Genomic DNA, 22,138 nt, shown 5'->3' on the forward strand with positions numbered 1-22,138 from the left:
TTACAGTAGGTATAAAAAGACTAAGGTCAAGAGACTTGTTAGAAGGCCAACTCCCCAAAAGAAGAAGTCAACCTTCCACTCGCTCCAAGGATTGCCCTTGCCTGAGAATCCTCCAAGCTCAAAATGGTGATGGACAGGCGTCATACGGAAAATACGCTTTCCACCACTAAGTTTGAAGTAGGTAACCTGCATCATAACAGAGCTTGTCTCAAAGACATAGATAATCCCAATCAGCAAGAGGGTCCATTCTTGGTGGAGGGCCATAGAGATTGCTGCCAGCATCCCACCTAAAGCCAAACTTCCCACATCTCCCATGAAGACCTTGGCAGGCTTGTGATTAAAGACGAAGAAGCCTAGCAAACCACCAATCATGGCAAGAATCACAAGAAGAATATCCAGTTGATTTTGCATATAAGCAATCACACCGTAGGCCGATAAGCTAATCACTACGGAAATACTTGCTAAGCCGTCAATCCCATCCGTCAGATTCACCGCATTTGAAAAGCCAACTAGCCAGAAAAGGGCAAAGAAAATATAGAAAATTCCCAGATGAACTTGGTAACCAAAAACCGAAAGCATATCGCCACCACGCTCATAAAAGAGGTAGAAAATCACTCCTCCAAGGAGCTGGAGAGCAAGTTTTTGCTTGGGATTTAAGCCTTCGTTAATCTTACGAAAGACCTTGAGGAAATCATCCAAAAAACCTACCAAACCATACAAAACCAAGATAAACAAAATCATGCCTACATTGTTGGTCAATTGTTGGGTAAAGAGAGCGACAAGGAAGCTCACAACAACTGCAACGATCAGGAAGACAAGACCTCCCATGGTTGGAGTTCCAGCTTTAGCTTGGTGTTGCTTGACATCCTCGTGCATCTGCTGACCTGTAATCTGTGCTTTTCGATAAAATCGGATAAAGGCTGGAATACCTATCAAGGTCAATAGAAAGGCTAGGATTCCAGCACTAATGGAACTAATCATCTTAATCTCCTAAAGTTATTTTCATTTTTTTAATGTCTTTGAGGGCTGTATTGGCACGGACACTTTGTTTCTTGACCGTTTTGCCACTACCTTCCCACTCGACTTCTATATTCAGCCATTTGGCAAATGTTTGCACATTTTCATCTGTCCAGCCGTACATATCAGGCATTTCTTCGACCTTGTCAGACAGGATTAAGATCTGCTGATTGGCTTCCAAATTATCTCCTTCAGCAACCGAGAGTTCCTTGATCTTAGTTCCTGTTCCAATAACGATTGGTTGGACAAGGTTGCGACGCAATTCCTCTGCTAGGTCTCCCGGCGTAAAGTCCTTGGTAGCTGGCATGGCATAGCTTGTCGTCTTGCTGACCTGATCTAAGCTCTTGGCAGTTGACTGAAGATTGAGGGATTCTTTCATAGCAGAAGCTCGCTCAAGGATTGGGTTGGCAAACTCCCCAAGCTGAACACCCGAATAATGCTCTGGCTGTTGCACCGTCACATAGAGGATAAAGTCAGGATTCTCTGCAGGATGCATTGACACAACAGAGAAGATATAGTTGGTTTCACCCGTTAGGTAACCCCCATTCTTCTCATCAGCAATCTGAGCAGTCCCTGATTTCAGGGCAACATTCTGTCCCGGAACATTGACATTTGGTTTTCCTGTGCTGTGGTTATACATGGTACCGTAGACAGGATCTGTTCCGACCATGACCATGTGCTCCCGAGTAGAGGACGCTGCTGCTTTTGACACAGGATTTCCGACAATTTCCTTCTGAGACTTACGAACAGATTGGTCATTTGGATCATAGAGGGCGCTGATAAATTTCGGTTCCAACATAACCCCATCATTGGCAATGGCTGTAAAGGCACGAATCATTTGCGTCTGAGTTACTGAAATCCCTTGTCCAAATGCACTCATGGCAATATTAACAATATTATCTGCAGGCAATTGACCTGAATACTCATCAGTCAGACCAAAACGCGTCGGCACCCCAAACTTAAAGCGGTTTAGATAATCCAACCAAGTAGTATCTCCCATTTTTTGTTCAAGTAGACTCATTCCAACATTACTGGAGTGAGCGAAACCTTGTGAGAAAGTCATCATCCCACCAGTAGTCAAACCATCATTAACATCCCAATCTCGAATCGTCGCATCCGCTATTTTTAATTCGCTGCTATTGAAGTATTCTCCACCTGGGAAAGTATTATTATCAATAGATGCTGCTAGCGTCATGACCTTCATGGCTGATCCTGGTTCGTAGTTACTTTGATAAAGAATATCACGCCAAACAAAGTCTTTGGTGATACCATCCTTGGTATCTGCATTAAAGGTCGGCCGTTGGGTCGTAGCCAGGATTTCCCCTGTTTTAGCGCTGACCAAGGTAGCCGTCATATACTTGCCTTTTACCTTTTCCTGAAAGGCATCCATCTGGGTTTCCATAAAGGATTGCAAGGGACTAGAAAGGGTTGTGTACACATCCTTTCCATCTACCGTTTGTTGAGAAGCTTGATCTGTACCCGGAACAATATTTCCCAGACGATCCTTCTCATAGGTAATGATCCCATCTGTACCCGCCAGAATGTTATTTAAAGAACTCTCCAACCCAGATGTCCCAATCAAACGTTTGGTTCCATCCTCATTTTCATGGAGTTGCGCTAAACCGATAAAGGAAGAAGCAAACTGTCCATTGGGATAACTGCGGTTAGGACTAGTTGTGAAGTCAACTCCCTCCACGCCAGCAGTTTTTAGGTCATTTTTAATAGCCATCATATTGGCATAGGTGATCCCATTTCCCTTGGTACCAAAAGACACCTGTTTTAGATCTGGCTGAGAAAGCTGTTCTTTGACATAAGACTCCTCCATATCCAGATACTTATGGAAAATTTCAGCCACCTTATTAAATTGAGAATCCTCTACATAGAGAATTTTGCCTGTTGCTGACTTGTAGGTCTTGTCAATAACGGCATAGATATTATACGAAGTCGCATCCTCTGCAATAGGCGTTCCATTACGATCGTAGATGGTTCCCCGTTTTGCAGGAATCGTCTTGGTTGTTTGATGGACCTTGTTTGCTTCTTGAACCAAGTCCTTACCAAATTTTTTACCTGTTCCGATAATGACCGCAAAGTTGACCAAAAAGACAGCGAAGAGTATGACAGCCAATAAACTCAGGCTTTTCCCTACTCTTCGACGATTTTCTTCTGGAGATTTACGGTTACGAACGGCATAACGGATGATTTTTTCTTTCCACTGTTTCATTTCTTACTCCGCTGCTCGGATATTTTCGTTATTCAGCTGCAAATCCTTAGAGTTTGCAATTTCTTTCAAACGTTCTGAACGAATCAATTCATTGACCTCTTGCTTGGCATCGTCTAGCTCGGTTTTCTTTTCTTCGATTTGAGCATTGACCTTGGTCAATTCATTCTGAACTTGTAATAGCTTGGTCTGCATAAACACAACGCTAATTGCCAGGATAATCATTGTTGCAGCAATCGAAACATAGAAGGCCTTTTCCACACGTGAAAAACCTTTAAACTTCGTTTGCAATAACTGGCTTGTTTTTTCGATTCTTTCTGCCATGTTTTTCCTCTTACTTGTGAATTTTTCTAGCCACGCGCAACTTGGCTGAATGCGAACGATTGTTGGCTTCTAGCTCTTCAGCACTTGGCAAGATTGGCTTGCGGGATACCAATTCCATCTTAGGCTTAAGGTCATCTGGAATGAAGGGCAAGCCTTTGGGAACTTCCACTGTTGAAGCTTCTTTAAATAGTTGCTTGGTCAAGCGGTCTTCCAGAGAATGGAAGGTAATGACCGAGATTCTCCCATCTAGAGCCAGCATGTCCATAGCCTGCTGGATGGATTCATCTGCAGCGCCCAGCTCATCATTGACTTCGATTCGGATAGCCTGGAAAATCTGCTTGGCAGGGTGTCCCTTTTTCTTGAGCTCCTTGGCAGGCTTGGCCGACTTGATAATCTCTGCCAACTCCGCCGTTGTCTCAATGGGTTTCACCTCACGCGCTTGCTCAATCTTACGAGCTATCTGTTTAGAGAATTTATCCTCACCATACTTGAAAAAGATCCGAACCAAGTCATGATAGTCATAATGATTGACCACTTCATAGGCCGTCAGACTAGCTTCCTGATTCATACGCATATCCAGTGGCGCATCCTTTTTATAAGAAAAGCCACGTTCACGCTGATCTAGCTGAGGACTGGACACTCCCAAGTCATAACAAATTCCATCAATTTCCTGGACACCAGCCTCCTGCAAACGTGCCTGCAAATGACGGAAGTTATCCTTGATAAAGGTTACCATCCCCTTTTCGATATAGGGTGCCAACCGTTTTTGCGCATTGTCAATGGCATTCTGGTCCTGGTCAAAGGCATAGAGATGCCCTTTTTCGCTCAATTTACTTAATAAATATTCGCTATGGCCTGCTCCGCCCAAAGTCGCATCAACGTAGATACCGTCAGGTTTTACGTCAAGCATATCAATCGTTTCATGAAGCAAGACCGTTACATGATGAAATTCTTTTGTCATATCTTATCTATTTTACCACAAATCTGACCAGCTTGCACTTGTCAGACAAGGCTAAGTTTCTTCGAAAATAATTCTCAAAAATATGTCATATATACTTGACATCTCATCCCCGAAAGAATATAATATAGTCAAATATATACGACATATCAGAAAGGAGACTCTATGAATCGTGTGAAAGAATTCCGCAAGGAACTGGGCATTTCCCAGCTCGAGCTCGCCAAAGATATCGGTGTCTCGAGACAGACCATCAACATGATTGAAAACGACAAGTACAATCCAACCCTGGAACTCTGTCTCAATCTCGCCCGCAGCCTCCAAACTGACCTCAACAGTCTTTTTTGGGAAGACGATTTTTAAAAAAGGAGCAAACAAGTGAAAAAAGAAACTCTCACTGAAAAACTCATCAAACGCATATACGGTATTTCTGGTCCCCTTGACGAACACAAACGGCGCGAGGCCGATCGTATCGGGAATCAGGTCTTTATTGTCCTCTTTTATCTGATGACATTTGGCAATCTTATCCCGCTCGTTCTTGCCTATAAATACCCGCAAATTGTCGCTATCGGTTATCCTCTCGTGGTGTTTGGTATTTCGATGATGGCTGCCCTTTATGTTGTCTCTCAAACCAAAAAAACGGGCATCACAGCTATTGATCCCGAAATGTTAAGTAAGAAAGAAAGTAAACAGCTACATTTTCCGGGTCTAAAAGCTGGTCTGATCTATGGCATTGGCATGTTCTTTGGAATACCGCTTCTGAATGTCCTAACCGATGATAGCAAGGATTATCTTGGTTCTCTTTTAAATACAGGGCATTTTGTATCAACTATCCTAGCTACCCTCTTCTTCGGAGTGACCATACAAATTATCGTCTCTCTTCGCATTCGAAAAGCCAAGAAAGACCAAGAAAACGACTAGGAGGTTCCTTATGAAATCACTAGCTAGACTACTGATCAGTCATGTTTTTATCAGTATCTTTGTTACCTTTTTCCTACTTTCTGGACATATTGAGCATCCTTTCTTGATTATCATTCTTTTATTCCTTCCTGTATTGAACAAGGGACAGAGATTCCAGAAAATCCAATCAAAAAAAATACGTCTTCTAAACGCATCTCTCTGTTTTATCCTCGTATCCTTTCCACAACTTTTAACAAATCCTATGGATTGGAGATACCTGGTATTTCTAATAATCTGTATCATTTTTAGTTTGGTTTACTTCTATACTCTCTATCAACTCTTTAAAGAAGTCAATCAAAAATCGCTCATTTAGGAGATTACTAGCATGAAAAAAGAAGACTTAACCACTCGCCTACTCCGAAATCTCTTTCATATCCAAGGCCCCTTTGATGAATGCCGCCAAGAGATGATTTACAGGGCTTGTGCCCGTTCCTTGATCCAAATCGTTTACTCCTCCCTCCTACTCTTCTTGTTCTATCTCCTATTTGGACGCTTCATAGAGTTGGTTCGAGATGCCATGCCCTACGTTTATTCTGGACTCATTTTTTTCATTACTTTAAAAACTCAGAGAGCCGTCAAAGAACTCCATCTAGAAAAAGATGACAAGTCAGAAATCATTCTCAAAACCTATAGCAAAGCTCAAATCAAATTTCGGAGTTGGATTGTGTTTTTCGGTATTCTAATTGGTTTATTTACTTTGCTATGTTTCCATAAACTCTATGTCCAACAAATTCCTCTTTCTATTTTTTTAGAAAAACTTTTTCAAACAGATATCCTCATCCCTTTACTGGTATTTGGTTTGAGTATTGCTGCTATCTTTGGAACTATGGTTAATGCATTTCTATCACTACAGGAGGAAAAAACTCCTAACAATCGTAATCCTAAGGAGAAAATAAATCAATGACCTCATTATACGATTTCTCAGTCTTGAACCAAGATGATCAAGAAACATCACTTAAAAGCTACCGAGGCAAGGTTCTCTTGATTGTCAACACTGCTACAGGATGTGGTTTAACGCCCCAGTACCAGGGACTTCAAGAACTCTATGATCGCTATCAAGATCAGGGCTTTGAAATCTTAGATTTCCCTTGCAATCAGTTCATGGGACAAGCACCTGGCAGCGCAGAGGAAATCAATAGTTTCTGTAGCCTACACTATCAGACCACTTTCCCTCGCTTTGCCAAGATTAAGGTCAACGGCAAGGAGGCTGATCCTCTTTATGTTTGGCTAAAAGACCAGAAGTCTGGCCCGCTAGGAAAACGAATCGAATGGAATTTTGCTAAGTTTCTCATTGGTCGAGATGGGCAAGTCCTTGAGCGCTTCTCTTCCAAAACAGACCCCCAAACCATCCAAGAGTCTCTCCAAAAAATACTCTAATTTCTTTTTAAAACGTATCCTTTCATTTAGTTTGAGCCCTGAAAGGATGCGTTTTTTCTTTAAAAAGTAACTGATTTTATTTAATTTATATTTATTTTTTTGCTTTTTGCTCTTGCAATTCTTTCATTAATTTAGTATATTTGTTATATTAAAAGTTTTCAGTCATTTTAAGGGAGAAATGACCTTTTAAATTTTTTTATCTTAAAATGAAAGCGCTTTATAAACAGGAGGTAAGGTGGCTTACAAATTATCAGAGAGTTTTTTCATTAAATCAAGTTGTAACCAAGTCAGACTTGGGCTTGGGCAGTAGCTGACTGCCTTTCTAAAAACTAGGAGTATATTATGAATCGATACCTTTTTGAAAAAGGGCAAACATTTAGCATTCGGAAGTTGACTGTAGGTGTGGCCTCTGTTATCGTCGGACTGGCATTTTTTGCTTCTGGAACCGTGCGTGCAGACGAAACCTCTCCTGCCACAACATCCAATTTAGATCAGCAAATGAAACAAGTCGCAGATATAGAAGAGACCAAGGCTGAACCAGTCAAAAAAGAAGGTCGTGTAGAAGCTGAAAAACAAGAAACACCTGTTGCCGATACCAACAGTGCTGACTTGCTCCCTGAAGACATTCAGGACCGTGCCTATCCCGACACACCTGTCAAAGAACTCGATACGACTACTATCGTTGACCAGAAAGCTAGTCCAAAGGTAGAAACTAAGAGCATTCTAAAGGACAAGGAAGAAGCTCCAAAAGAAACTGAGAACGGAAACCGTGCCATCATTAACGGTGGACAAGACCTCAAACACATCAACTACGAGGGACAACCTGCTACTGCTGCTACTATGGTATACAGCACTTACAACGCAGGGGAACAACGCTACCTCGTTTCAGGCTCAGGTATCTTTGTAGCACCTAACCTGATCCTTACCGTTGCTCATAACTTCCTAGAGGCCAATAAAGAAACTGGCGAAGGTCACATTCGTGGTGGAAAATCTGCCCAGTTCTACTATAACGTTGGTTCAAACAGCGAAAAGAAAAACTCACTGCCATCTTCTGGAACTACGGTTTTATTCAGAGAAAAGGACATCCATTTCTGGAACAAGAAAGAGTTTGGAAAAGGCTATAAGAATGACCTTGCTCTTGTAGAAGCTCCTATTCCTCTTCCGATTGCTAGTTCAAACAAAGCAGCAACCTTTGCACCTTTGGCGGAGCACAAGACGCATCAGCCGGGAGAAGCCATCAGTACGATTGGCTACCCAACTGACTCGAGCTCAAAAGAACTGAAACAACCTATCCTAGCTGGTCAGCTTTACAAGGCAGATGGGACCATCCGATCTGTTGAGTCCTATGATGATAAGGGAACAACCGGTATTACCTACAAAACCACTTCTGTATCTGGTTTGTCTGGTGGCGGGATTGTCGATAGCCAAGGAAAAGTTCTGGGGGTTCACCAACACGGAACCGTTGACAATGGTGTGGCTGAAAAGGATCGCTTTGGTGGCGGACTCGTCCTTTCACCTGAACAACTTAAATGGGTGAAGGACATGATTGCCAAGTATGGTGTGAAAGGCTGGTACCAAGGTGATAACGGAAATCGTTACTATTTTACTGATGAGGGGCGTATGCTTCGGAATGAGAAAGCTGTTATCGGAAGCAACGAATATTCCTTCAACCAAGATGGGATTGCTACCTTGACCAAGGGAGTTGAATACGGTCGCGTTGTTATCCAACACGAAGACGAAGAAGGAAATCCTGTCAAAGATAATGACACCTTTATCGAACAGACAGCTGTTGATTCGCCATTTGACTATAATTTCAAAAAAGAAATCGAGAAAACGGACTTCTATCAGAAGAATAAAGACAAATACGAAATTGTATCCATTGATGGCGTAGCAGTCAATAAACAGCTAAAAGATACTTGGACTGAAGATCACAATGTTGTCAGCAAAGCGCCTGCCGGTACACGTGTCATCAAGGTAGTCTATAAAATCAACAAAGGCTCCTTCAAAGTTTACTACCGTCAAAAAGGAACCACTACTGAATTAGCGGAAGCGACAGTTGATAACAATGACGGCCAAGAGTATGACGTTTCCTTTGTCAACACCTTCCATGCAAAAGACATTGCTGGCTACCGTCCAGTCAAAACTAGCCTGGAAGCAACCATCCAGCATAAAGGTGTGAATGAGGTCGTCTTTGAATACGAGCCGGTCGCTGATACAGCTAATCCAACGACACCGACTCCACCAGTGGCTCATCCAGAAGATAAAGAAACCGAAATTGGCAATCATGGACCTCTTCCAAGCAAGGCTCAACTCGATTACCACAAGGAAGAATTGGCAGCCTTCATCCACTACGGAATGAACACCTATACCAATTCTGAATGGGGAAATGGGAAAGAAGACCCCCGATACTTCAATCCAACCAACTTGGATACTGACCAGTGGATTCGTACTCTGAAGGAAACGGGCTTCAAACGAACTATTATGGTTGTTAAACACCACGACGGATTCGTTGCTTACCCATCTAAATACACCAACCATACCGTAGCTGCTAGCCCATGGAAAGATGGTAAGGGTGACCTTCTCGAAGAAGTTTCCAAGTCCGCTAGCAAGTATGACATGAATATGGGTGTTTACTTGTCACCATGGGATGCTAATCATCCAAAATACCATGTTGCAACCGAAAAAGAATACAACCAATACTATCTCAACCAACTGAAAGAAATCCTTGGTAATCCAAAATACGGTAACAAAGGGAAATTTATCGAGGTTTGGATGGACGGTGCGCGTGGTAGCGGTGCCCAAAAAGTAACCTATACCTTTGATGAATGGTTCAAATACATCAAAGAAGCTGAAGGAGATATCGCTATCTTCTCTGCTCAACCGACAAGCGTTCGCTGGATCGGAAATGAACGGGGAATCGCAGGTGACCCTGTATGGCATAAAGTCAAAAGGGCCAACATCACAGACGATGTGAAAAACGAATACCTCAACCATGGTGACCCTGATGGTGATATGTACTCTGTAGGGGAAGCTGATGTTTCGATCCGTTCAGGCTGGTTCTACCATGACAACCAACAGCCGAAATCACTCAAAGAGCTGATGGATATCTACTTCAAGTCTGTTGGTCGTGGAACGCCACTCCTTCTCAATATTCCACCAAATAAAGAAGGAAAATTCGCAGATGCGGATGTGGCTCGCTTGAAGGAGTTCAAGGCAACCCTAGACCAAATGTATGCGACTGACTTTGCCAAAGGTGCCACTGTAACAGCAAGTTCTACTCGTCAAAACCACCTTTACAAGGAAAGCCACCTCACAGACGGTAAAGATGACACCAGCTGGGCGCTCACAAATGATGCCACAACCGGTAGCTTTACAGTCGATTTGGGGCAAAAGAGACGCTTTGACGTCGTTGAACTCAAGGAAGACATCGCCAAAGGGCAACGTATCTCTGGTTTCAAGATTGAAGTTGAAATCAACGGACGTTGGGTGACATACGGCGAAGGTTCGACCGTTGGTTACCGTCGCTTGGTTCAAGGCAAGCCTGTAGAGGCACAAAAAATCCGTGTGACCATCACCGGTGCTCAAGCAACTCCAATCTTGACCAACTTCTCAGTCTACAAGACACCAAGCAGCATTGAAAAGACAGATGGCTACCCTCTTGGACTTGAATACCACTCAAACACAACGGCAGATACAGCTGGAACAACTTGGTACAATGAATCTGAAGGTGTTCGTGGCACTTCTATGTGGACCAATCAAAAAGACGCCAAAGTAAGCTATACCTTCACAGGAACCAAGGCCTATGTTGTCTCTACAGTCGACCCAGGTCATGGAGAAATGTCTGTCTACGTTGATGGTCAAAAGGTTGCCGATGTCCAAACTAAGAATGCTAGTCGTAAACGCAGCCAAAAAGTCTTTGAGACAGGCGATTTAGCACCTGGTCAACACACTATTACCCTTGTAAATAAAACAGGCGAACCAATTGCTACAGAAGGGATCTACACCCTAAACAATGATAGCAAGGGAATGTTTGAACTCGAGTCTACTAACTACGAAGTCGAAAAAGGAAAATCAGTCACTGTTAAGATTAAACGTGTTGGTGGAAGCAAGGGGGCTGCTACTGTTCGCTTCATCACAGAACCTGGAACTGGGGTTCACGGTAAAGTTTACCAAGATACAACTCAAGATGTGACCTTTAAAGACGGAGAAACAGAAAAGACTGTTACCATCCCAACGATTGACTTTACAGAACAAGCCGACTCTGTCTTTGACTTCAAAGCCAAGCTCACTTCTGTTTCTGATGGTGCCTTGCTCGGTTTTGCTACAGATGCAACCATCCAAGTGATGAAAGCTGAATTGCTGATCAAGGACCAAACAAGTTATGATGACCAAGCTAGTCAGTTGGATTATAGTCCTGGCTGGCACCATGAAACCAATTCGGCAGACAAGTACCAAAAAACGGAGTCTTGGGCTTCCTTTGGTCGCTTAACTGATGAGCAAAAGAAAAAGACAACTGTCACAGCCTACTTCTACGGTACTGGACTTGATATCAAGGGCTATGTTGATCCAAATCATGGTATCTACAAAGTCTTTCTAGATGGCAAAGAAGTTCCTTACCAAGAGGGCATGGGAAATGCTTCGACTATTGATGGCAAGAAATACTTTAGCGGTCACGCTGCCCAACGCCAAGGCAATCAAACTCTGGTTAGCCTAAAAGGTCTGGACGAAAACTTGCACGCAGTCACCCTTCAACTCGATCCTGATCGAAACGATTTGTCTCGAAATATCGGTATCCAGGTAGACCAATTCATCACTCGTGGCGAAGGTAGTGAACTCTACAGTAAGGCAGATATCATCCAGTCTATCTCTAAATGGAAAGATGATCTGTCAAACTTTGATCCAGCAGGTTTGAAAAATACGGCTACTGCACGTCAAGCTTTCCAAGCAAATCTAGAAAAATTGAGAAACCAACTTAGTACCGAAGCTGTGGATGTTCAAGAAGTCATGTTGACAGTCAGTGCCCTACAAGATATCCTATCCAAGGATGAGAACTATCAAAGAGGCCAAGAGGAACCTAGTCCAGAGCAACCGGAACAGCCTGAAGAACCTGAGAAACCTGACCAGCCTGAGCAACCAGCTGAACCAAAACAACCGGAAATTGAATACGATAAAGCCATGGCTAGCTTGACTGAAGCTATCGAGAAAAAAGTCGGTGAGCTTGGTTCTAACAACGAAGCTAAGAAGAAATTAGTTGAAATTGCAGATCAAGCCATTGCTGCGATCCAAGAAGCTAAGACTCAGGAAGCAGTCAATCAAGCACTAGAAACTGCTCTCGAACAAATCAGCAAGCTCGAAGCAGCTCAGCCTGAAAAACCTGCTCGTCCGGAAACTCCTGCTCAACCGGAAAAACCAGCTCAACCTGAGAAACCGGCACAACCGGAAACTCCAGCGCAACCGGAAACTCCAGCTCAGCCTGAACAACCAGCTCAACCTGAGAAACCGGCACAACCGGAAACTCCAGCGCAACCGGAAACTCCAGCTCAGCCTGAACAACCAGCTCAACCTGAACAACCAGCTCAACCGGAAAAACCTGCTCAACCTGAGAAACCAATCACTTCTTCATCTCCTGAGGAAGGAGTTAAGAACCTTGTCTTTACACTTCCAAGTTTGGAAATTGTGAATAAACCAGTGCCGTTCAAGACTATCCGTCGTGAAAATGCCCAATTAGACAAAGGGAAAGAGCAGGTTCTATCAGAAGGTAAGGACGGTATCCTAGTCGAGTATGTTGAAGTAGACGGTGACAATCGCAAGGTTGTCAAAACGGAAACAACCCCAGCTCAAGATCGAGTGATTGAGGTAGGTACTAAACAAAGTTCAGTAGGAACAGAGGCACCACCTGTTGTGACCCTTCCTGAGCACCCTCTACCAGCTCAACCAGAAAAACCAATTACTTCTTCAAGTCCTGAGGAAGGGGTTAAAGACCTTGTCTTTACACTTCCAAGTTTGGAAATTGTCAATAAACCAGTACCGTTCAAGACTATCCGTCGCGAAAATGCCCAATTAGACAAAGGAAAAGAGCAAGTTCTATCAGAAGGTAAGGACGGTATCCTAGTCGAGTATGTTGAAGTAGACGGTGACAATCGCAAGGTTGTTCAAACGGAAATAACTCCGGCTCAGGATCGAGTGATTGAGGTAGGTAGCAAACAAAGCTCAGTTGGTACAGAAGCGCCACCAGTTGTGACTCTTCCTGAGTATGTTCTACCAAGAGAGACTGAAAAACCTGCTCCAGCCGTAACAGATAATTCATCAGCAAAAGATGAAAAAGCTCCTGTTACAGCTACGGTCAAAGAAGACAAGGAAAGAGAACTCCCTGCAACTGGGGAACAAGAAGCGAATGCCTTCCTATTCTTGGCAGCTATTACTTCTATCTTGTCTCTCCTTATCTTCCAAAAGAATTTCAAAGACTAAAAAAATCTTTGATTGATTCTTTCTAATTATTCAGTTCCCCCGTTGAGAAGACCATTTGGTCTTCTCTTTTTCTATCTGTAAAATTAAAAAACATCCACAAATATACATGGATGTTTTGGTATGACTCTATAAAGTAAGATGATCATTGAAGATAGCTGTTCTCAAATCCAACTACGCTTTCAAATAAACGCTCATCTAAAAAAGAGAGTGCACCTTGTCTTATCTCATCAGAACTACCATCATAAGTTTCTGCAAGAACTCCACAGATAAAAGATGGTGTTTCGAATTCCAATACCATGAGATTTTCTGACGCTCACAAGCAATCTCCCCTAAGTCAGACTTCCCTCTCCCACATCTAGTCACTGACTACTATTTTTGAGTCCAGCGTATGCATAGATTCGATTTCTGGGGCACTCTTTTTCTGTCACTACCCTAAAATAAAAGCGATGCTCCCGCCCATCCTTGGCATTTTCCTTGTTTAAGACAAAGTAGTTCTTCTGATTCATTGCCATGGTTCGTAGGATATCATCGATCAAAAAAGTCAAGGGAACATTCATGGCAGAGTATTTTTGGAAATCCTCTTCAAAGCGGATATAACTATCTGAAAAATAATCCATCTGTAGTTTGTTTTCATACAGCTCTTTTCTAGTCATAAACTTCCTCCTCCCACAGTCGAATTTCGAGGATATCTACAATCTCTATCAGCCTGTAGCCCTCATTGGTCCTAATAGATAGAGTTTGAGGTGATATTTCGCTTACCTCACCGATGATTGTCATTTTTTGCTTTCTTGCCTTGACAACAAAACATCCCTTCAGTTGCCCAACATAAAGCTGAGAAAGCAAGAGTAGCTTCTCAACGGAATTCAAATTCGTCGAAAAATCAACACGATTTTTTTCTTCACTGATCGAACTGGTGTGTTCTGAAAGGTAAAATCCCATCCACTTCTGCATCCCTGGATCTTGATAGTCTCGCGCAGATTGAAAAGGTAAATAAGAACGATCAATCATTTTAGTCCGTCTAATCCTCCAGCAGAATGCCCCCCAATCAGCTTGCTTCTAGCAAGACTCCTAGAGGCTTCTTCCAGTGCATTGGCCTTTAAAAGGGAGGTAAAACCAAATTGCTCCCGAATGGAGTCAATAGCCGTCTGGAGCCTTTCTTCTTTTTCTAACTTGTCAACATCATCAAAGAGGGAGATCAAGCCAAAGGACTCGTCCACAAATCCTGAATAGTTGACTCCAACACTTCTGACCGCTCCAGAAGTGTATTTATTATGAAATAGCTTCAAAACATAATCCGTTAAGATAGCTGTATTGTTGGTCGGTTCGACCTTCATTTGTGTGTGAATAGACGGCCTGACCTCCTCTTTAGAGAAACCGACATAGATAGAGACAAGGGTTGTTTTCTTTCCCGCCCTTCTCAATCTAATAGCCACCTGCTCTGCCATTTCTCGGAGAATAATTTCAATATCCCGTAGCTTCACGTAGTCTCTCGGTAAAATTTGAGAATTTCCCAACCCCTGAGACTTGGCTTTATAGGGCCTGTGAACATTGCTCTCATCAATCCCGTTAGCATGAAACCACAAACGCAAGCCAGCCTGACCAAGTGTTTTCTGTAGCTGGTCTGGATTACTAGTGGCCAATTCCTTGATGGAAAAAATCCCCTGAGCATGCAAGCGTTTCTCCATCCGCCTGCCAATCCCCCAAAAGTCAGTTATCTTGGGAATGGCCCAAACCTTCTCTTCCACGTCTTGGTAAGACCAGTTAGCCCTCATGGTCGGGGTGTGCTTGGCCTCATTATCCAGTGCCAACTTGGCCAGTAAGGGATTGGCATTGGACATACCCACCGTAGAGTAGATCCCTGTCTGCCTCCAAATATCCCTCTGGATACGAGCAGAAAGCAGATCCAGCTTGTCTTTGCGAGAGAGATTCTTGTCTGGGATGAAATAGTTGAGTGAACTGGTCAGATCAATAAAGCCCTCATCGATAGAGTAGGGATAAATATCGTCTGGGCTACCATAGTTTTGAAAGATTCGCTGGATTTCCATATTGACTGCTATGTATTCATCCATCCTAGGTGGCACAATCAAAGTCACTTGAGCCCAATCTTCGATGTAGCGAACATAGTCTGAGTCAGTCGGCAAGCCTTGCTTTCGAGCATTGTAATAAGAAAATTTGCGCGTTTTGATATCAAAAGGCAGATCATAGGCCCGGCCAACATTGGACTTGCCAAAAATCTTCTTAAACATGGGAGAGGAGGCTAGGATAAGACCAGTTGAATTATCCGCGCGACTCATGACACAAAGCGAGGTCTTCAGCGGATGCAAGCCCCTTTTCACACACTCGACACTGGCATAAAAGGATTTCATGTCGACAAAGGCAATGTCACTTTTGGGCTCTCTGGAATAATCAAAGTAGCCCATAGGCTAACCCTCCATCGGCACAAAGTTCCCAACGATAATCCCCACAATCCGAGGATCTTCCTCATAGGAGATGAAAATGTCCTTGTATTTAGGATTGATCGATACCAGACGCAAGCCATCTTCCTCCCTATAAACCCGTTTGATATAGGTCTGGTTGTTACAAACTACTGCATAAACCGCCCCGTCATAGTCAAATCCTGTTTCCCGAATCAGAGCCACTGAACCATTTTGATATTTAGGTTCCATAGAGTCCCCAGCCACCCAGGACGCAAAATCATGGGCCAACTCCTCGTTAAAGTAGACCGTATCAAAATTCTGATCATCGTAGACCGAAGCCCCGTTCCCTGCTGACATACGTTCATAGACACGGTACTCGTAGAGGCGCTCTGGCATGGTCGCCACCTTCTGAGTTTGTTCTTCTTGAGCCAGGTTGCGAGCATAGAGCACAACCTTGTCCTTCCCTTGCTTGGAGAGGCTATTGTAGAGACGAACAATCTCAATCTGAGTAAAATACCCTCTTGCTACCTTTAAAATATTCTCTAGCTGAGCAACCTTCTCCTTGGATGGTTCCTTAATTCCACGTTCCCAAGCCGAGTAAGCCTGAAAACTAATCCCCAACTCCTCTGCAATTTCCTTCTGTGTCAATTTTAACTCTTTTCTCCGAGCCTTGAGTTTTTCTGGCTGATACATACTTCACCTCCTAGTGTGATGCTTTATTGAGAATATCTCCTTTAGAAAGATCAATTGATAGTTGAGTTTACATTCTCAAAACTCAACCAATTCGGTTTAGTTTTATTATATAAAAAAAATAGACGATTGTCTACTGGGAAAATCAAGTTTAAACAGCACCACTTATCTATTCTGAACAAAAGAACACCTCGAAAGGTGCTCTTTGTATGTATTGTAATTCTTTCGAATTAACGTTTACTAAATTATGATGCTTTACGAGCTTTCTTTAGACCTGGTTGGAAACACTTCATTTAAAGTAATTTTAGAATAACTTTGTAGCATTATTCCACCGTTTTTTACTTTTTCTATCAAAGAATAGAATCAAATTATATCAATTCTTCATACCACGTATTTTATTTATACTTCATCACTCTCCAATAATATGTTTTTTATATTTTTTAGACCTACATTTGATATTTCAGAAGTTGAAAATAGTTCAAATTTATATTTTATAAACATAGCACTGCCATCATTATGTGTAGACATAATAATTTGGTAGTCTGATAATGAATGTCTTATTAAATCAATTAAAGCATATACATTCATAGAATCCATGTCTTGAATCGGATCATCAATTGATAAAAATTTGAATTCTTTTGAAATCTTAAATGTAGTATTTAGTGCCAAAGTGAAAGCAAACGAAATAACAGCTACTTGTCCAGAACTCAATTGATACATCACATCCTGCTCACTATTACTATTTGCTATAAACCTAATATTAGAATTATTTTGAGTAGTTAGTAAAACTCCCATTCCTTGTTGATAATTTTGTAAAATCTTAGCAGTATACATATAAAAAGGAAGCTTCAACTTTCGAATCATCTGTTCTTGGTAAAATTTTATATTATCATTTAATTTCCTAACACGATCCTGAAGATAGGTAATCGTTTGTTCAATTATTTGAAGACGTTTCTCAATTTGGTTAGACATTGTTAAACTTTGTAATTCAAACTGGTTAATAATATACTCTCGTTTTTGATTGATACTTTCTATAGTACAGTTCTCAAAAATTTTCTCATTAGATGCAAAGTACTTATCAAACATATTTTGTAAATCTAAACTTTTAGAATTATCAAATACTATTTGTGATCTAGCCTCCTCTAAGAATACTAATAACCCATCTTTGTTCTCTTCAAATTTATGCAAGGAAATGGGTAAGTGTCCAAAAGAAATTCCAAATTCCCTTATTGATTCTCTAGCTAGAATAGAATATTTTTCTAAAAGTTTTTCAAAATCTACTCTCTTATTTACAACTCTAAGGAAATTATCATAGACTTCATTTGGAATCAACAGTTTTTCTTGCAATGAACTTATTAACTCTTTTTTCAAAATCTCAAACTTTTGTAGCGAAGCATTCTTATCAACTAACATAGGCGTCATCTCTGAGTTCATTGCAACTAAGTTGCTAAAAGACTCAGGAAAATTATACTTACCTATAGAGCGTATCACCGCCAAAAAATCTTCAGGAAGAACAAAGAGTTTCTCTTGCTTAATTTGAATCTGATTTTGCAACTCTATTTTTAAATTATTTAATTCTTCAACCAAATTTGAAACTTCCATTTCAAAATTAGTCAAATTTTTACGCAGTTGATTCGTTGTTTCTTCGTAGGCTACCAGTAAATTCTCGCTTTCAATCCAATCATAACCACAAAACACACATTCTGAATTTTTTTCATCACTATGTTCTTTTAGACGACTTCTTATCTCGAGTAACTTGTTAATCGAATTTGTACCATCATCCAGTTGCTCTTTTTTAATCTTGTAATTTGTTAACTTGGAATCAAACGTTTCAAGCCATACTTGACCAAATTCCCAATCTGGAAAATCATTTAAAGAATTCTTAATTGTTTCTATATTAAGTTTATCAATTTCGACATCAAGTAGATCCTCTAGAATTTTTCCACGTTTAAACATTCTACTGTCATTTTCCAATGACTCTAGTTGTCCAATATAATTTTTAAGTAAAAAATAGGAATAATTTTTATCATTTGAAATTAAAGTATGATTTTGTTCAATATACTCTATATTTTCCTGATTTTCAAGTATTTCTCTAACTATTAAGTAAATAGTAAAATCTTTATCATCCAGCACCTCTCGCTCAAACTGCTCACTTTGTTTTCTGAGGAAGTAATCCTTTGGAGAAAATGAATTTCGAAATTCTTGTAATTTATCAATTTCTGATAGATATATATTTAAACTTTCATTTGATAATTCATCATCAAAAACAATCGATTTATTGTTAAAAGCAAAGTCAGTATCTGCTCTAAGAGATAATTTAGAATATGGAGTGTTATTCTTAATTGGGGAATTTTTTAGCTTATTCTTTTTTGCTTTTAGTTCCTTTTCACTAGAGGATAAAACACTTCTTAAACGCTCTAATCGATTTTTTCTATTAACATAGTTTCCAATATTTAATAAAAAGTTCAATTGCTCCTTTCTATCTTTCTCCTTTTGCTTCAAATAATAAGCTGTTTCATCCTGTTGAATGTAATGAAACAAATCAAAAGTATCACCTAAGCTGTAATTTTCTGATTCATATCCTAAAAACTGACTAATGTCCTTTTGTATATCTCTTTCACTAGAACCCTCAAAGTCTTCATCAGATTGAAATGAGATTCCTGGACCAACCCGAGCTCTTCTTTGAAATTTAGAAAATGAAAACTTTGGTACATTGCGATCCTCAGTATTCATACTACTCTTATAGAGACTAGATACTATCAAAGAATTCCCCTCATCATTTGTCAACATAAGCTCAATGAATGTATCTTCATTAGGATTATTTTGAAAATAAGGAGTACTAAAACTACTTCTACCGTCACTATAATCGGACTCTTCAATTCGACGGATTTTTCCAGTTAATGATAACTCTATTGCGTCAAAAATTGTAGTTTTTCCAAATCCATTTGGTCCAACAAACAAAGTTACATTCTCTTGAAAATCAATAATTCGAGTTCCCTTTATATTTTTAAAGTTTTTTATTAAGATTTTTTTGATTTTCATGGTAATAATTCTCCTATTTGTAGTAAATCAGAAACATTTTCATCATCGGTAGAAATATCTTTTAGTGATTCTGATAAAATCTCATCAGTGACCTTAGTATAAAAATCCAATAATCTATTATCTAATTCATCATTATCATCCTGATACTGATTTTCTATACTTTGATAAATATCATTTCTTTTAGGGAGTGTGAAAAACGGTAGTTTTACTCCAATTTCCATGGCTATAAAATACGACTCACTAAAAAACATATCCTTTTCAAAAAGATCAATATTAGATTCCAAGTATTTATAGAGTGTTTCATTAGTAGTTTTGTCCCGTAAATCCGACAACCCATCTTGAGTATATAATAAAATGAACTTTCTAAAATAGTAATAGTCCTCTTCAATTAACAATATTGAGCGTTGGAATTTTTCATCTTCAAATGCTTCTTTTAAATTATCAACTTCTACTAAAATAAATAGAGAGGTATTTTTCTTAATATTTTCGTGTTCTGATTTCAAAGATAGTCTCTTAAACTCTTTTATAACTTGTGAAGTCTTATCATCATCAAAAAAATTATGCAGATCATTAGAACTATATTGACTAACAATAAAATACTCTGAGTTTTGTGAGTTAGTATAGAAATCAAATTCTGTATCCAACTGGTTAAAATGGTTATTTTGTAAAAATTTTATAATGGTATCTCTCATATTAGTCCTCCGGTACCCTCAAACTCTTTTCTTTTGCTTTCTTAATGCTAATAAATTCCATATTCGGTTTAAAAATGTTATGTTGTACCCCAGTACTCCATTCTTCACGATATCTATTATCTAGCATGCCATCAAATTCATCAATTCTATTCCCAATATGCAACTCATCTATATCTCTATTAATAAGGAAATCATGATTAAAGGTAGTTTTTAAAAATTCTGAGTTATCAATAATATTTTTAATTACTGTTGCAATACAACCAGGAGATTCTTCAATATCAATTAAGGAGAATCTATAACTTTTTTCAACATCATCTAAAAAACTATAATGTTTAAACGAAAATTTTCTAGCATCTTTTATGATAGAATAGAATATTTTTTCTAAGAGAGTAATATTAAATATTTTTGTAAAATCTTCATCTGACTTTGCATCGGGTAAAACCATTCTTACAAACTTATAAAACTCTTTTTTAGATAGCGACAGTAAATGATTGATTATTTTATCCATCGATTTGAAGACCTCTTCAGAAATATCAGTTGAAGAATAACGATGATATTTTTCCCAGCTATATGTCAAAGTATTCTTCATTTCATATACTTCATCTTTAGGCGCTTCTTCTTCTATAATCTCTAGCAATTCTCCAAAATATATTTCTGGAAAACCAGATTCACTGTGCGATTTCCCTATACTATGATCCAACAAGGATCCTACATATCTATGATATACTTGTTCAAGATGAGAACTATTCTCTTCTAAAGGATTTTTTTCTATCTTTAAAATTTTTTTAATTTCAGCTATACAATAGTCTTTAATAGTATCATTATTATCTTGAGAAAGTGGGCAATAAAACAGATTTTCAGATTGATTATACTCATAAAGTTTGATACCAGAATCATTATCTGTATATTTTGTTCGCCCAGAATATTTTTCCAAATAATCATCCTTTGATAGTTTAAAATCTGGCACATCTACAATCACATGTAAAAATCTGCCGTCACAAGGAACCACCTCTCGTACTGCATTTCCTTTACCATCAAATTCATGAATCTGAAATCCCTTTGTGTCTATTTTTTCTTTTTCATCTTCAAACTTCCTCTTTTGTATATTAAATAAATCTGAGTAATCTTCTCTTTCATTTCCATTAATATACGCTTTCACTTGATGCCTTGATATTACACTCCTCTCTTTATCAACAATGTCAAAATCCTCAGCATTCTCATATCTTATAGCATAATCTTCAAAATTTTCTATTTCATTTTCAATGCACCACCGTAATTGTCTTAGCGCAACTAAAAACCCAACTTTTCCTTGATGAATATAGCCGCTCCAACTTGGTGTTGCATTCCTATTTTGGTCAACGTTTGAACCTGCCATTTATCCTCCTTATATACACATTTAAATAAAATTAATATGTGGGATCAAGTAGTTAACATCATTATATAATTTCCTAAATAACTCGTCAACTCTAGATCACACACCTTAACACTTACTAAAGAAATATTCCTCATTTTAAATTTTATTTTTTCTCTTTAATACATTCTTATTATACAATCTGTTCTAAAATTTTAATTTATGACATATTTTTGATGCATAATACTTCTCAATATACTAATATTGATATTTTTTCTTGAACTATACTAGCTAGATTTGAGGAAGATTACAACTTAAAAGATACAAATAACTCCTAGACTCTTTAAATAGAACAACTTAATCTATTCCATTCTTAACTAGAGATAACCTCATTAATTCTACATCTCTTGAAACCAATTCTTATCCCGATAATCAAGTCATTTTAGAACTATTAATCTCACATTATTTTAAGAATCACTTCAAAACAATTTGTTATCTTTACAAGTTAAAAAACTAAAATTAAACTTTATAAGAAATCTTTTGTAAAGAAAATTATAAAAATGGATATTTCTCCTCAACATTTGTTCTATAATCATTTTTTCAGATACAATTTTTTAAAAGTAGAAT

The 22,138-nt window shown here is 39.4% G+C and carries 18 protein-coding genes; 6 read left to right on the forward strand and 12 right to left on the reverse strand.

Translation table 11 applies throughout. From position 1 onward, the window contains the following. From mraY to rsmH, 4 genes are read right to left on the reverse strand one after another with little or no spacing between them, the layout of a single operon-like run. The gene (mraY, locus tag HMPREF8578_RS02705) at nucleotides 1-981 is read right to left on the reverse strand and encodes a phospho-N-acetylmuramoyl-pentapeptide-transferase (protein ID WP_000625784.1); all 981 of its coding nucleotides are present in this window, start codon (nucleotides 979-981) and stop codon (nucleotides 1-3) included. A gap of 1 nt (nucleotide 982) precedes the next feature. Beyond that, complete coding sequence (gene pbp2x / locus HMPREF8578_RS02710; RefSeq protein ID WP_000816038.1) at nucleotides 983-3,238, reverse strand: penicillin-binding protein PBP2X; 2,256 nt, start codon at nucleotides 3,236-3,238, stop codon at nucleotides 983-985. Nucleotides 3,239-3,241: 3 nt separating this feature from the next. Next, the gene (gene ftsL / locus HMPREF8578_RS02715; protein ID WP_000840795.1) at nucleotides 3,242-3,559 is read right to left on the reverse strand and encodes a cell division protein FtsL; all 318 of its coding nucleotides are present in this window, start codon (nucleotides 3,557-3,559) and stop codon (nucleotides 3,242-3,244) included. A 10-nt stretch (nucleotides 3,560-3,569) separates the two neighbouring features. Beyond that, complete coding sequence (gene rsmH, locus HMPREF8578_RS02720) at nucleotides 3,570-4,520, reverse strand: 16S rRNA (cytosine(1402)-N(4))-methyltransferase RsmH (protein ID WP_000159387.1); 951 nt, start codon at nucleotides 4,518-4,520, stop codon at nucleotides 3,570-3,572. Between the two features lie 162 nt (nucleotides 4,521-4,682). Here rsmH and HMPREF8578_RS02725 point away from each other — a divergent pair, with 162 nt between their 5' ends. The 6 genes from HMPREF8578_RS02725 (at nucleotide 4,683) to HMPREF8578_RS02750 (ending at nucleotide 13,319) form a co-directional block, all read left to right on the forward strand. Further along, nucleotides 4,683-4,877 carry a helix-turn-helix transcriptional regulator gene (locus tag HMPREF8578_RS02725; protein WP_001082470.1) on the forward strand — a complete coding sequence of 65 codons (195 nt, stop codon included), beginning with the start codon at nucleotides 4,683-4,685 and terminating at the stop codon, nucleotides 4,875-4,877. 15 nt (nucleotides 4,878-4,892) lie between these two features. Then, on the forward strand, nucleotides 4,893-5,435 hold the full coding sequence (locus HMPREF8578_RS02730) for a DUF3278 domain-containing protein (protein ID WP_000712414.1): 543 nt from the start codon (nucleotides 4,893-4,895) through the stop codon (nucleotides 5,433-5,435). A 10-nt stretch (nucleotides 5,436-5,445) separates the two neighbouring features. Beyond that, the gene (locus tag HMPREF8578_RS02735) at nucleotides 5,446-5,787 is read left to right on the forward strand and encodes a hypothetical protein (RefSeq protein ID WP_000838132.1); all 342 of its coding nucleotides are present in this window, start codon (nucleotides 5,446-5,448) and stop codon (nucleotides 5,785-5,787) included. Nucleotides 5,788-5,799: 12 nt separating this feature from the next. Next, complete coding sequence (locus HMPREF8578_RS02740; protein ID WP_000711246.1) at nucleotides 5,800-6,378, forward strand: DUF3278 domain-containing protein; 579 nt, start codon at nucleotides 5,800-5,802, stop codon at nucleotides 6,376-6,378. After that, entirely contained in the window at nucleotides 6,375-6,851 is a 477-nt protein-coding gene (locus HMPREF8578_RS02745) for a glutathione peroxidase (RefSeq protein ID WP_000203036.1), read from the forward strand. Before HMPREF8578_RS02740 ends, HMPREF8578_RS02745 begins: the two co-directional genes overlap by 4 nt. A gap of 342 nt (nucleotides 6,852-7,193) precedes the next feature. Further along, nucleotides 7,194-13,319: an alpha-L-fucosidase gene (locus HMPREF8578_RS02750; protein ID WP_001083114.1), complete on the forward strand. Its 6,126-nt coding sequence runs from the start codon at nucleotides 7,194-7,196 to the stop codon at nucleotides 13,317-13,319. A gap of 142 nt (nucleotides 13,320-13,461) precedes the next feature. Here the strand turns inward: HMPREF8578_RS02750 and HMPREF8578_RS02755 are convergent, their stop codons facing one another. From HMPREF8578_RS02755 to HMPREF8578_RS02790, 8 genes are all read right to left on the reverse strand, one after another. After that, complete coding sequence (locus tag HMPREF8578_RS02755) at nucleotides 13,462-13,617, reverse strand: hypothetical protein (RefSeq protein WP_000242233.1); 156 nt, start codon at nucleotides 13,615-13,617, stop codon at nucleotides 13,462-13,464. A gap of 61 nt (nucleotides 13,618-13,678) precedes the next feature. Next, nucleotides 13,679-13,972, reverse strand: a complete 294-nt coding sequence (locus tag HMPREF8578_RS02760) for a DUF5960 family protein (protein ID WP_000196997.1) — start codon at nucleotides 13,970-13,972, stop codon at nucleotides 13,679-13,681. Next, entirely contained in the window at nucleotides 13,965-14,327 is a 363-nt protein-coding gene (locus HMPREF8578_RS02765; protein WP_000567214.1) for a hypothetical protein, read from the reverse strand. The genes HMPREF8578_RS02760 and HMPREF8578_RS02765 overlap by 8 nt, the downstream gene beginning before the upstream one ends. Beyond that, nucleotides 14,324-15,739: a Y-family DNA polymerase gene (locus HMPREF8578_RS02770; protein WP_000540277.1), complete on the reverse strand. Its 1,416-nt coding sequence runs from the start codon at nucleotides 15,737-15,739 to the stop codon at nucleotides 14,324-14,326. Before HMPREF8578_RS02770 ends, HMPREF8578_RS02765 begins: the two co-directional genes overlap by 4 nt. 3 nt (nucleotides 15,740-15,742) lie before the next feature. After that, on the reverse strand, nucleotides 15,743-16,429 hold the full coding sequence (locus HMPREF8578_RS02775) for a LexA family transcriptional regulator (protein WP_000284665.1): 687 nt from the start codon (nucleotides 16,427-16,429) through the stop codon (nucleotides 15,743-15,745). A gap of 396 nt (nucleotides 16,430-16,825) precedes the next feature. Next, entirely contained in the window at nucleotides 16,826-19,468 is a 2,643-nt protein-coding gene (locus tag HMPREF8578_RS02780) for an AAA family ATPase (RefSeq protein WP_000694261.1), read from the reverse strand. Further along, complete coding sequence (locus tag HMPREF8578_RS02785; RefSeq protein ID WP_001205737.1) at nucleotides 19,465-20,160, reverse strand: ABC-three component system middle component 1; 696 nt, start codon at nucleotides 20,158-20,160, stop codon at nucleotides 19,465-19,467. Before HMPREF8578_RS02785 ends, HMPREF8578_RS02780 begins: the two co-directional genes overlap by 4 nt. Before the next feature lies 1 nt (nucleotide 20,161). Further along, a complete protein-coding gene (locus HMPREF8578_RS02790; protein ID WP_000919091.1) occupies nucleotides 20,162-21,535 on the reverse strand; it encodes an ABC-three component system protein in 1,374 nt (457 codons plus the stop codon). Nucleotides 21,536-22,138: the final 603 nt, after the last annotated feature.

It is taken from the genome of Streptococcus oralis ATCC 49296 (assembly GCF_000185265.1).
Taxonomy (GTDB): domain Bacteria; phylum Bacillota; class Bacilli; order Lactobacillales; family Streptococcaceae; genus Streptococcus; species Streptococcus oralis_BC.

Excerpts from the sequence above, each read along its gene's own strand:
- mraY (WP_000625784.1), bottom strand. The coding sequence starts at position 981 with ATGATTAGTTCCATTAGTGCTGGAATCCTAGCCTTTCTATTGACCTTG.
- pbp2x (WP_000816038.1), bottom strand. The coding sequence starts at position 3,238 with ATGAAACAGTGGAAAGAAAAAATCATCCGTTATGCCGTTCGTAACCGT.
- ftsL (WP_000840795.1), bottom strand. The coding sequence starts at position 3,559 with ATGGCAGAAAGAATCGAAAAAACAAGCCAGTTATTGCAAACGAAGTTT.
- rsmH (WP_000159387.1), bottom strand. The coding sequence starts at position 4,520 with ATGACAAAAGAATTTCATCATGTAACGGTCTTGCTTCATGAAACGATT.
- HMPREF8578_RS02725 (WP_001082470.1), top strand. The coding sequence starts at position 4,683 with ATGAATCGTGTGAAAGAATTCCGCAAGGAACTGGGCATTTCCCAGCTC.
- HMPREF8578_RS02735 (WP_000838132.1), top strand. The coding sequence starts at position 5,446 with ATGAAATCACTAGCTAGACTACTGATCAGTCATGTTTTTATCAGTATC.
- HMPREF8578_RS02740 (WP_000711246.1), top strand. The coding sequence starts at position 5,800 with ATGAAAAAAGAAGACTTAACCACTCGCCTACTCCGAAATCTCTTTCAT.
- HMPREF8578_RS02745 (WP_000203036.1), top strand. The coding sequence starts at position 6,375 with ATGACCTCATTATACGATTTCTCAGTCTTGAACCAAGATGATCAAGAA.
- HMPREF8578_RS02750 (WP_001083114.1), top strand. The coding sequence starts at position 7,194 with ATGAATCGATACCTTTTTGAAAAAGGGCAAACATTTAGCATTCGGAAG.
- HMPREF8578_RS02755 (WP_000242233.1), bottom strand. The coding sequence starts at position 13,617 with ATGGTATTGGAATTCGAAACACCATCTTTTATCTGTGGAGTTCTTGCA.
- HMPREF8578_RS02760 (WP_000196997.1), bottom strand. The coding sequence starts at position 13,972 with ATGACTAGAAAAGAGCTGTATGAAAACAAACTACAGATGGATTATTTT.
- HMPREF8578_RS02765 (WP_000567214.1), bottom strand. The coding sequence starts at position 14,327 with ATGATTGATCGTTCTTATTTACCTTTTCAATCTGCGCGAGACTATCAA.
- HMPREF8578_RS02770 (WP_000540277.1), bottom strand. The coding sequence starts at position 15,739 with ATGGGCTACTTTGATTATTCCAGAGAGCCCAAAAGTGACATTGCCTTT.
- HMPREF8578_RS02775 (WP_000284665.1), bottom strand. The coding sequence starts at position 16,429 with ATGTATCAGCCAGAAAAACTCAAGGCTCGGAGAAAAGAGTTAAAATTG.
- HMPREF8578_RS02780 (WP_000694261.1), bottom strand. The coding sequence starts at position 19,468 with ATGAAAATCAAAAAAATCTTAATAAAAAACTTTAAAAATATAAAGGGA.
- HMPREF8578_RS02785 (WP_001205737.1), bottom strand. The coding sequence starts at position 20,160 with ATGAGAGATACCATTATAAAATTTTTACAAAATAACCATTTTAACCAG.
- HMPREF8578_RS02790 (WP_000919091.1), bottom strand. The coding sequence starts at position 21,535 with ATGGCAGGTTCAAACGTTGACCAAAATAGGAATGCAACACCAAGTTGG.